Genomic DNA, 9,601 nt, shown 5'->3' with positions numbered 1-9,601 from the left:
CTTTGCACGCAGCCGCCCCCCCCCCCGACAGTCCCAGCTCAGCAGGCCGACAGCCCCGCCTGCTGCTCCATCGCCCTCAGCCGCTCGCCGATCTGATCCGCCAGCCGCTGCACCGCGCGACGGTGCGCCGCCGCGATCGAGGGAGCGTCGGAGCCGGCGGTCTCGTGCAGGTGGCTCGTGCACGCGACGGTGCGCACCGGCGTCGCGACCGAGGTCGCGGACCATGCCGCGTCGATCCACGCCTCGCGGCCGAGCACCGACTCGAAACGCTGCACCTCGATGCGCACGCGCCAGCCGCTCGCCGCGCCGGGCTGCATGCGGGCGTCGACCGCATTGAATCGCTCGGCCAGCCTCGCCATCACCGCGGCCCGCAGTTCGTCGCGCAACGGCGCGACCCAGCGCTCGCCTTCGAGCACGCGCAGGCTGTCGTCGCCGGCACGCAGCACCCACTGCGGCTGGTCGACCGCGGCCGGCACCGTGACCGGGCCCAGCTCGATGACCAGCGGCGCCGTTGCGGCCGGCGCGGAAGCCGCCGCCGCAGAAGACACCGCGGGCAGCAGGCTGTGGAAGCGCACCGGCGGCTGCGATGCGCATCCCGCGATCGTGGCAGCGACCGCAGCCATCGCGATCAGCGAAGCCGTCCCCAAAGCCTTCATCGCGCGTTCTCCAGCGACGGCAGCGGCGGATCGGCCGGCTTCCCGCGCAGCAGCGATTCGGGGTGGCGCTGCAGGTAGTCGGTCAGCACGCGCAGCGATTGCGCGGCCCGTTGCAAATCGGTCATCGTCTGCTCCACGTTGCGTTGCACCGGTGCGTCGGGGTCGAGCAGGTTGCGGTCGAACTTGCCGAGCGAACCCTGCAGCGCATCGAGCGTCTTGCGCACCTCCACCAGCGACTGCTGCGCTTCGGGCGACAGCTTCGCGATCGCCTCGCGCGCCTGCGCCAGCGTGGCGCGCAGGTCGCGGCCGATGTCGTCGAACGGCACCTTGTTGATCTTCGCGACGATCTCGGCGATCTGCGGCTGCACGTCCGACAAGGTCCCTGGCACCGTCGGCACCTCGGGCACGCCATCGGCCATCGCGAGCCTGGCCGGGCGCGTCTTCGGAATGAAGTCGAGCGCGACGTACATCTGCCCCGTCAGCAGGTTGCCGGTGCGCAGCTGCGCGCGCAGGCCGTTCTCGACCAGGCGCTGGAACAGTTGCAGGTTCAGCTCGCGCCGCTCGGTCCGCCGCTGGTCCGGCGTCCGGGCCGGCGCCGGGCCCTGGCCCCCACCGTCCTCGACCAGCGCACCGCGCACCGCGCCCAGCCGCAGCGGGTGCACGTCGGCGGTGACCTCCATCGGGTAGCGCTTGTGCTGCGCGTCATAGCCGGGGCGGATCGCGCGCACCTCGCCGATCTCGACCCCGAGGAAATCGATCGGCGACCCGACCGACAGCCCGCGCACCGACTGGTCGAACACGAAGCGCAGCCGCATCGGCGGACCGTCGGGCGGCGCGATCGCGGCCTTGCGGTTGCTGAACAGCCAGAAGCGCGTTCCCGCGGCGGCCTCGGCCTCGTCCTTCGCGCCCGGCGTGGCCTGGTCGGAATGCTCGAACGCGACGCCGCCTCCGATCACCGAGGTCAGCGCCTGGGTGTCCACCGTCAGGCCGCTGGCGTTCAGCGTGAAGTCGAAGCCGCTCGCGTTCCAGAAGCGCGAACGGTTGTTGACCAGCCGCTCGTACGGCGCCTCGACGAAGATCTGCACCAGCAGCTCGTCCTTCTCGGCGTCGAGCGTGTAGCCGACGACCCGGCCGACCCGCGTGCGGCGGTAGAAGATCGGCGAGCCCACATCGAGCGAGCCGAGGTCGGGTGCGCGCAGCACGAAGCTGCGGCCGGGCTCGCCGCGCAGCACGAAGGGCGGCACCTCGAGCCCGACGAAGGCCTTGCGGTCTTCGGTCGACACGCCGGCATCGGCACCGATGTAGGCGCCCGACACCAGGGTGGCGAGGCCGCTGATGCCGCCGACGCCGATGCGCGGCCGCACGACCCAGAAGTTGGTGTCCTCCACCGCGAGCGACGCAGCCGAGCGCGCCAGCCGCACCGATGCGATCACCCGCCTGCGGTCCTCGCTGAGCGACACCGCATCGACACGGCCGACCACCACCTCCTTGTAGCGCACCTCGGTCTTGCCGGCCTCCAGGCCCTCGGCGGTGCGGAACTCGATCGTGATGTGCGGGCCGGCCCGCAGCAGGCTGTTGACGACCAGCGAGATCCCGACGGCCAGCGCAATCACCGGCACCAGCCACACCACCGACGGCAGCGAACGCTTGCGGCTGACGACCGTCGGCGCAGGGGGCGGGGACGGCGGCGGGGGCGGCGGCACGGGCGCCGGCGCGGGATCGGGGGCAGGTGGGGGTGCGTCGTCAGCCATGGGCAGGGGAAGGATTGTCGTCGACCTCGTCGGGCCACAGCAGGCGCGGGTCGAAGCTGGCGCTGGCCAGCATCGTCAGCACCACCACCGCCCCGAAGGCCAGCAGACCGGGCCCGGGCTCGACGATGCCGAACGCGCCGAAATTCACCATGCCGACCAGCAGCACGACGACGTAGACGTCGAGCATCGACCAGTGCCCCACCGCCTCGACCAGCCGGTACAGGTGGGTGCGCGGCACGCCCCGCACGCAGCTGCAGCGCTGCGCGGTGAACGCGAGGAAGGATAGCGTGAGGATCTTCAGGATCGGCACCGCGATGCTCGCGATGAAGACGATCAGCGCCAGCCCCCACGAGCCGGCATCCCACAGGTCGCCGATGCCGCCGAGGATGGTGTGGCTGTCGCGGCCGAACACGTTCGAAGTGACCAGGATCGGCAGCAGGTTGGCCGGCGCATACAGCAGCAGCGCGGCCGCCAGGCAGGCCCAGGTGCGCTGCAGGCTGTCGGGGATGCGCAGGTGCAGCGCGGTGCCGCAGCGCGGGCACGCGATGTCGTCATGGTCGTCGGGCACGCCGGCGTCGATGCGCTGCGACACCAGCCCGCAGGCGCTGCAGTTGTAGAGGCGGGCGCAGCGGGCGTTCATCGGGACACCGCCGCGGCTTCTTTCGCGTCGGCCTCGCCCTGCCACTCGCTGCCCAGCTGCCACAGACGGTGCAGCCCGGCGGCGCTGCTCGACGTCAGCAGCATCGTCAGCACGCCGTACGCGAACAGCGCCGGCCCCGGCACCACGCTCGCGAGCCCGGCAGCGCGCACCACCGCGACCAGCGTGCCCAGCATGAAGACCTCGACCATGCTCCAGCGGGTCGCGAAGCGCAGCAGCCGCATCGCGGGCATGAAGCCCTGCGGCAGGCGGCGCCGGCTCATCGGCCACAGCAGGTACAGGCGCAGCGCGATCACGAGGAACGGAAACACCACCGCCGTCGCGCCGGCCAGCATCGCGCCGAGCGGCTGGCCGGCCTCCCAGGTCTGCCACAGCGCTTCGGGCAAGGTCACCGGGTCGGGTGCGCCACGCACCGAGATCGATACCAGCGGCGTCAGGTTGCCGATCACGAAGCACAGCAGCCCGGCGATCGCGAGCGCCAGCAGCCCGGGCAGCGAGACCCGGTGGCCGCGGCCGAGCAAGGCCCGGCAGCGGCGGCAGTGCGCCGTCTGCCCGGGTTGCAGCGGCACGCGCGCGTGCACCGCATCGCACTGTTCGCAGATCACCAGGTCGGGCCGCGGCTGCAGCACCGCCACGTGGGCCGCATCGGGCGGGTCGGCGACGGGAACCGGGCGGGCGGCGGTGGAGTCGGTCATTCAGGTGAGCGGGACAGCGATCGCCGATCGTAGGGACGGATGCGGGCGCGGAGTGTAGGACAAGGGCTGATTTGCACGCCCGGTCGGGGCTCGATCACCCCGGGCCGGCCGCGCGCAGCCGGCGGTAGACGGTGTTGCGCGCGACCCCGAGTTGCCGCGCTGCGAGCGACACGTTGCCGCCGGCGGCGGCGACGGCGCGGCGGATCGCGTCGGTCTCCAGCGCTTCGAGCGTCGCCGGCGCGGGGGCCGATGTCGGCATCGCATCCGGCGCCCGTCCCAGCCCGGTCGGCAGGTCCGCTGGCGCCAGCGTCGCCCGCGAGACCACGCCCGCGGCCGACCAGAATGCCGGCCACTGGAACACCGCCCGCATGTGCAGCGGCGCACCGGCCGCCGGGCCGAGCACCGGGCGCAGCGTCAGCGGGGTGTCGCCGTGCTGGCGGCCATGGTCGGCCAGCGCGCCGACACCAAGGCCCAGCAGTCCTTCGAGCCCGAGCATGCGCAGCGCGCCGATGCTCAGCCCGAGCTGCGCGAGCGCGCTGCGGTTGGCGCCGAGGATGGCGCCGTCGGGGTCGACGGCCAGCAGCCCTTCGCGCACCGTGCCGATGCAGGCCGGCTCGGCATGGAAGTGCAGCCGCAGCCCGCTGCGGAAGCGGTCGACGAAGCACTGGTTCTCGATCATCCGCGCCGACAGGTCGACCAGTGCCAGCGTGTGCGGGTGGTACGAGCGCTGGTCGCCGCTGACGTCGAGCACGCCCATCACGCGGCCGGCATGGTCGAAGATCGGCGCGGCCGAACAGGTGAGAAAGCGGTGGGCGCGCAGGAAATGCTCGTCGCCGTGCACCAGCGTCGGTGCCTCGGTGAACAGCGCGGTGCCGACCGCGTTCGTGCCCTTGCCCGGCTCCGACCAGTTGACGCCCGGCGACAGCGCCACCTGCTGCGCGCGTTCGAGGAAGGAGTCGTCGCCGAGGCTCGACAGGATGCCGCCGTTCGGGTCGGTCAGCGCGACCATGCTGTGCGACGACGCGATCTGGTCGAACAGCAGCTCCATCACCGGCGTCGCCTGCTCGTGCAGGCGGCGGTGGCGCTCGCGTGCTTCGTGCAGGCGCGCCGCCGAGGCGCGGTTCAGCTCGGGCACCGCGGCCTCGTCGAGCCCGAGGGCGGCGCAGCGCGCGTGCGATTGCGCGATCGCCTGCAGGTGCTGCGGCGACGCCAGGTCGGCGGCCCGTCGGCTGGCGGGGGACTGAGGGAACATGCTGCCTCCTTCGCGTGCCGCATTCTGCATGTTCGGGCGGGAACGCGCTCGGCGGTCCCTCGGCTGTCACAATCTGCGCCTTTCGATCAAGGGCACGGGCGCAGGATGAAAGGCGGGGCATGATGGTGGCGCAGCGGTCGTCGAGGATGTTGGTGCTGGCACTGGCGTGCGTGATGCTGGGTGCGGCCGCCGAATGGCAGCGTGCCTCGGCCATCGGTGCGACGGCGCGCGAACCGCGGCTCGCGGTGAAGGCCGCGAAGCCGGTGAACGGCCCCGCGAAGCCACCGCAGCTCACCCCGCGTTCGTCGCAACGCATCCCGATGCCCGAGGGCGTGCCGGCCGCCCATGCGAGCGCGCTGACGGTGCTGCCGAACGGCGAGCTGCTCGCGTTCTGGTGGGCCGGGTCGCGCGAGAGCGCGCCCGATGTCAGCCTCTACCTTGCCCGCTGGGCCGACGGCCGCTGGAGCGCCGCGCAGAAGGTGGTCGACCGCGCCGGGCTGGGCCGCGAACTCGGCTTCGGCGTGCGCCGCATCGGCAACCCGTCGGCCTGGGTCGCGCCGGACGGCCGCGTGCAGGTCTTCATGGTCGCGACCGGGCTGGGCGGCTGGGCCGCGGCGCGCATCGTGCAGCTCGAATCGACCGACGCCGCGCACAGCTTCTCGGTGCGCCGCCTGCTGCCGCTGACGCCGCTGGCCGACACCAGCGTGCTGGTGCGCACGAACCCGGTCGGGCTCGACGACGGCGGCTGGCTGCTGCCGGCCTACTTCGAGCTGCGCAACAAGTACCCGATGGTCATCGCGTTCGACGCCGACGGCACGCCGCGCTGGCTGAGCCGCATCGGCCGTTCGACGACCGCGCTGCAGCCGGCGCTGCTGCCGGTGTCGGGCACCGAGCTGCGCGCGCTGATGCGCGACATCGGCCCGTCGCACCGCGTGCAGCAGGCGGTGAGCCACGACGCCGGGCGGCACTGGGAAGACCTGCCGCCGCTCGACACCCCGAACCGCGACGACTCGGTCGCCGCGCTGCGGCTGGCCAACGGCGGCTACGTGCTGCTGCACAACGACATGCTGCCCGGCGGGTCGCCGCGCCAGTGGCTGCGGCTGTCGACCTCGGCCGACGCGGTGGCCTGGACGCCGGCGCTCGATGTGCAGCGCGGCCAGGCCGGCGACGAGTTCTCGTACCCGAGCGTGCAGCAGCTCGGCCGGCAGCTGCACGTCACCTACACCGCGCAGCGGCAGGCGATCGGCCACCAGGTCTATGACATCGAGGACGGGGAGGGCGCGAAGTGAAGCGAGGTCCTTGGCGTGATCCGGCGGATGCACAGAACCCGTTCGGGCTGAGCTTGTCCTTCGACAGGCTCAGGATGATCGGGGCCAGCGCGCCATGACGCTGCCTGAGCTCGGCGATCAGATGGTGTGGGCGCGACTGGCCTGGGGCGTGGTCGCGGCAGCCATCCTGCTGTCGCTGCTGCCGGTGCGCGGCATGAAGGCGCGCGGCGCGGCCGTGCTGCTCGCGTTCGTCGCGATGTGGCTGCCCGGACCCGCGTCTGCGGCCTGGTGGCTGGGCCTCGCATTCCAGCAACCGAGCGCGCTGTTCGCGGCGCTGTGCGGCGTCTCGGTCTGGAAGCGCTTCGCCCTCCGCCCGGACCAGCAGACGCTGCCGCTCGCGCTGGCGGCGGCGCTGGTGGCCGGCGGGCTGGTGTTGTACGCCGATGCCGTCGGCGCGCTGTCGCTCGGCCTCTACCCCGGCGGCTTCGAGGCGCCGCGCGCGCCGGTGGCCGGCGTCGTGCTGTCGGTGCTGGCGCTCGCGGTGATCGTGCGGGGCCGGCAGGCCGCGGCCGGCTGGGCCGTGCTGCTGGCGTTGACCTTCCATGCGGTGACGCGCCTGCCGACCGGCAACCTGTTCGACGCGCTGCTGGACCCGCTGCTGTGGCTGTGGGCACTGGCACGCTGCGTGGCGCTCGCTTTTGCTGTCGTGTCCGCGCGGCGGCGTGGCCGTGCCGCGGGCGCGCCGACTTCCTGATCGAAATCCACCATGTCCTTGTTGCGCCCGCATCTTCGCCTCGCGCTCGCGATGGCCGCCGTGCTCGTCGTCGTCGGCACCGTGAGCCGCGCCGTCTTCGGCCTCTGGTTCGTGCCGCCCGACGCGGCGATGTCGATGGGCGACTGGGCCGCCGCGCTGTGGCTGGGCGCGCGCTTCGACTTGCGCGTCGCGCTCGACAGCGTGCTGCTTGCATGGCTGCTGGCCACGCTGCCGTGGGTCGGCCGCTGGCTGCGCCCGCCGCGCGCCCGGGCCTTCTGGTGGACGTACTGGATGCTCGTGGCGCTGGTCTGGGCGCTCGGCGTGGTGCTCGATGCCGGTCACTTCGCGTACCTCGCGCAGCGGCTGACGGCCGTCGTGATCTCGCTGGCACGCGATGTCGGCGAGGCGACCGGCATGGTCATGCAGACCTACCCGGTCGGCCGCATCGCGCTCGCAGTCGTTGCGTGGCTGGTGCTGTGCCACGTCATCTTCGGCTGGCTGTGGCGCCGCATCGCGATGCCGCAGCCGCAGGCACCCCGCAAACGCTGGCAGGTGGGAGTCGCCGAGACTGCCGTCGTGCTGCTCGCGGTGTTCGGCATCCACGGCAAGTTCTCGCAGTACCCGCTGCGCTGGAGCGATTCGATCGAGCTGCAGAACGCGTTCGCGCAAGCGCTGTCGCTGAACCCGCTGCACAACCTGTACGACACCTGGACCTTCCGTGCGCAGAGCCTGGGAGACGCCGAGATGCGCCCCGACGCCGATGCGATCCGCGCGTTCGTCGGGCTGCCGGCACTGAAGCCGGGCGAGCCGATCTCGTTCCTGCGCACGGTGCCGCCCAGGCCCGAGCGGGCCGGCCAGCCGCCGATGAACGTGGTGCTGGTGCTGCTGGAGAGCTTCGCGGCGCACAAGGTCGGCGCGATCGGCAGCCCGCTGGGCGCGACGCCGAACTACGACGCGCTGGCGAAGGACGGCCTGCTGTTCACCCGCATGATGAGCGCGCACGGCCACACCGCGCGCGGCGTGTTCACCACCGTCACCGGCATGCCCGACGTGTCGGTCGAATCGACCGCGTCGCGCAACCCGGCGGCCAGCAACCAGCAGTCGATCATCAACGAGTTCGCCGGCTACAAGAAGTTCTACTTCATCGGCGGCAGCACCTCGTGGGCCAACGTGCGCGGCGTGCTGACGGCCAGCATCGACGACGTCGACATCGTCGAGCAGACGCGGCTGAAGTCGCCGGTGGTCGACGTGTGGGGCGTCTCCGACAAGAACCTCTTCCTGGAGGCGAACGAGATGTTCCGCGCCCAGCAGAAGCCGTTCTTCGCGCTGATCCAGACCAGCGGCAACCACCGGCCGTACACGATCCCCGATGAAGACAAGGCGGCGTTCCAGCCGCCGACGCCGACCGATGCGCAGCTGGAGGACAACGGCTTCATCTCGGTCGACGAGTACCGCGCGTTCGCCTACCTCGACTGGTGCATCGGCCGCTTCATGGAACAGGCGAAGAAGGAGGCGTACTTCAAGAACACGCTCTTCGCGTTCATCGGCGACCACGGCATCATCGGCGTGACCGGCCCGCACCTGCCGAAGTCATGGCACGACCTCGCGATCACGCAGGGCCACACGCCGTTTCTCGTCTACTCGCCCGGCCATGTGGCAGCGCGCCGCATCGACCACTGGGCGCAGCAGGTCGACGTGCTGCCGACGCTCGCGTCGCTGGCCGGCATCGGCTACCGCAACACCACGCTCGGCCGCGACCTGCTCGATCCGCAGTTCGATGCGAGCCGCGTCGCGTTCGAGTTCCAGTTCACCGGGCCGCGCCAGCAGGGCGTGCTGGTCGGCACGCACCTGCTGGTCGACCGGCAACCGCCGGCGCTGTTCGACATCCTGTCGGACAAGCCGTCGACCAACCTGCTGCAGCAGCAGCCGGTGGCACCGGAGATCGCGGCACTGCAGCAGCAGTGGGGGCACTTCCCGGCGGCCTATGGCAATGCGGCGCTGTACCTGCAGACGCACAACCACAAGCTGAAGCCTCAGTGACGTCTCGCTTCTCCGGCCGCTTCGGCGCGGCCGGCGTCGGCCGGCTTCGCCTGGTGCTCGTCGAGGCCGCCGGGCGCGGTGTCGAGTGGCAGCGGTGACGAATCGAACGGCGCCAGGTCGCTGTCGCCGTTGTCGGGAATCGCCGCATCGAGCTCGGGCAGCAGGATGTCGATGTCGGCGGCCAGCCGCGCCGCGCGCTCGGCGCGGCTCGCGGCCAGCGCGGCCCGCGCGGCCTTCACGCGGCGTAGCGCATGGCGCGATTCGCGCTCGGCCAGGTCGATCTCGCGCTTCGGGCCGCACAGGAAGCCGCCGCCCTTGAACCACACATAGACCTCGGTGCCGGGCAGCATCGGCTGCTGGTTCGGCGCGATCAGCATCTCGACGCTGCCGAAGGAAAGGGTGATGCGAACGGCCTGCTTGTCGGATATCACCGCGACGTGGCGGCTGCGGGCGACTTGCTCGAGATGCTGCGCGAGGATCGGCAGCAAAGGCCATGAGAGCACTCGGTTCATGGGTTGGATCCCCCT

The 9,601-nt window shown here is 71.9% G+C and carries 9 protein-coding genes; 3 read left to right on the top strand and 6 right to left on the bottom strand.

The window, feature by feature from the left end; translation table 11 throughout:
- Positions 1 to 38 precede the first annotated feature (38 nt).
- From ASC98_RS04900 to ASC98_RS31505, 5 genes are all read right to left on the bottom strand, one after another.
- Complete coding sequence (locus ASC98_RS04900; protein WP_082552752.1) at positions 39 to 656, bottom strand: membrane integrity-associated transporter subunit PqiC; 618 nt, start codon at positions 654 to 656, stop codon at positions 39 to 41.
- Positions 653 to 2,407 carry an intermembrane transport protein PqiB gene (locus ASC98_RS04895; RefSeq protein WP_082541546.1) on the bottom strand — a complete coding sequence of 585 codons (1,755 nt, stop codon included), beginning with the start codon at positions 2,405 to 2,407 and terminating at the stop codon, positions 653 to 655. Before ASC98_RS04895 ends, ASC98_RS04900 begins: the two co-directional genes overlap by 4 nt.
- On the bottom strand, positions 2,400 to 3,047 hold the full coding sequence (locus tag ASC98_RS04890) for a paraquat-inducible protein A (RefSeq protein ID WP_056806307.1): 648 nt from the start codon (positions 3,045 to 3,047) through the stop codon (positions 2,400 to 2,402). Before ASC98_RS04890 ends, ASC98_RS04895 begins: the two co-directional genes overlap by 8 nt.
- Complete coding sequence (locus tag ASC98_RS04885; protein ID WP_056806304.1) at positions 3,044 to 3,760, bottom strand: paraquat-inducible protein A; 717 nt, start codon at positions 3,758 to 3,760, stop codon at positions 3,044 to 3,046. Before ASC98_RS04885 ends, ASC98_RS04890 begins: the two co-directional genes overlap by 4 nt.
- Before the next feature lie 94 nt (positions 3,761 to 3,854).
- On the bottom strand, positions 3,855 to 5,012 hold the full coding sequence (locus ASC98_RS31505) for a helix-turn-helix domain-containing protein (RefSeq protein WP_235581171.1): 1,158 nt from the start codon (positions 5,010 to 5,012) through the stop codon (positions 3,855 to 3,857).
- Positions 5,013 to 5,158: 146 nt separating this feature from the next.
- On the opposite strand from ASC98_RS31505, the gene ASC98_RS04875 reads away from it, so the two are divergent.
- From ASC98_RS04875 to ASC98_RS04865, 3 genes are all read left to right on the top strand, one after another.
- Positions 5,159 to 6,301 carry an exo-alpha-sialidase gene (locus ASC98_RS04875; protein ID WP_235581170.1) on the top strand — a complete coding sequence of 381 codons (1,143 nt, stop codon included), beginning with the start codon at positions 5,159 to 5,161 and terminating at the stop codon, positions 6,299 to 6,301.
- Positions 6,302 to 6,395: 94 nt separating this feature from the next.
- Positions 6,396 to 7,034 carry a hypothetical protein gene (locus ASC98_RS04870; protein WP_056806298.1) on the top strand — a complete coding sequence of 213 codons (639 nt, stop codon included), beginning with the start codon at positions 6,396 to 6,398 and terminating at the stop codon, positions 7,032 to 7,034.
- 12 nt (positions 7,035 to 7,046) lie between these two features.
- Complete coding sequence (locus ASC98_RS04865) at positions 7,047 to 9,074, top strand: LTA synthase family protein (protein WP_082541548.1); 2,028 nt, start codon at positions 7,047 to 7,049, stop codon at positions 9,072 to 9,074.
- Here the strand turns inward: ASC98_RS04865 and ASC98_RS04860 are convergent.
- Complete coding sequence (locus ASC98_RS04860; protein WP_157597634.1) at positions 9,068 to 9,586, bottom strand: hypothetical protein; 519 nt, start codon at positions 9,584 to 9,586, stop codon at positions 9,068 to 9,070. The two genes, ASC98_RS04865 and ASC98_RS04860, sit on opposite strands and share 7 nt — an antisense overlap.
- Between the last annotated feature and the right edge of the window lie 15 nt (positions 9,587 to 9,601).

The organism is Rhizobacter sp. Root1238 (genome assembly GCF_001425825.1).
Taxonomy (GTDB): Bacteria; Pseudomonadota; Gammaproteobacteria; order Burkholderiales; family Burkholderiaceae_C; genus Rhizobacter.
This window is presented reverse-complemented; position numbering and strand designations above follow the sequence as displayed.

Coding starts and splice junctions, on each gene's coding strand:
- ASC98_RS04900 (WP_082552752.1), bottom strand. CDS start 656: ATGAAGGCTTTGGGGACGGCTTCGCTGATCGCGATGGCTGCGGTCGCT.
- ASC98_RS04895 (WP_082541546.1), bottom strand. CDS start 2,407: ATGGCTGACGACGCACCCCCACCTGCCCCCGATCCCGCGCCGGCGCCC.
- ASC98_RS04890 (WP_056806307.1), bottom strand. CDS start 3,047: ATGAACGCCCGCTGCGCCCGCCTCTACAACTGCAGCGCCTGCGGGCTG.
- ASC98_RS04885 (WP_056806304.1), bottom strand. CDS start 3,760: ATGACCGACTCCACCGCCGCCCGCCCGGTTCCCGTCGCCGACCCGCCC.
- ASC98_RS31505 (WP_235581171.1), bottom strand. CDS start 5,012: ATGTTCCCTCAGTCCCCCGCCAGCCGACGGGCCGCCGACCTGGCGTCG.
- ASC98_RS04875 (WP_235581170.1), top strand. CDS start 5,159: ATGTTGGTGCTGGCACTGGCGTGCGTGATGCTGGGTGCGGCCGCCGAA.
- ASC98_RS04870 (WP_056806298.1), top strand. CDS start 6,396: ATGACGCTGCCTGAGCTCGGCGATCAGATGGTGTGGGCGCGACTGGCC.
- ASC98_RS04865 (WP_082541548.1), top strand. CDS start 7,047: ATGTCCTTGTTGCGCCCGCATCTTCGCCTCGCGCTCGCGATGGCCGCC.
- ASC98_RS04860 (WP_157597634.1), bottom strand. CDS start 9,586: ATGAACCGAGTGCTCTCATGGCCTTTGCTGCCGATCCTCGCGCAGCAT.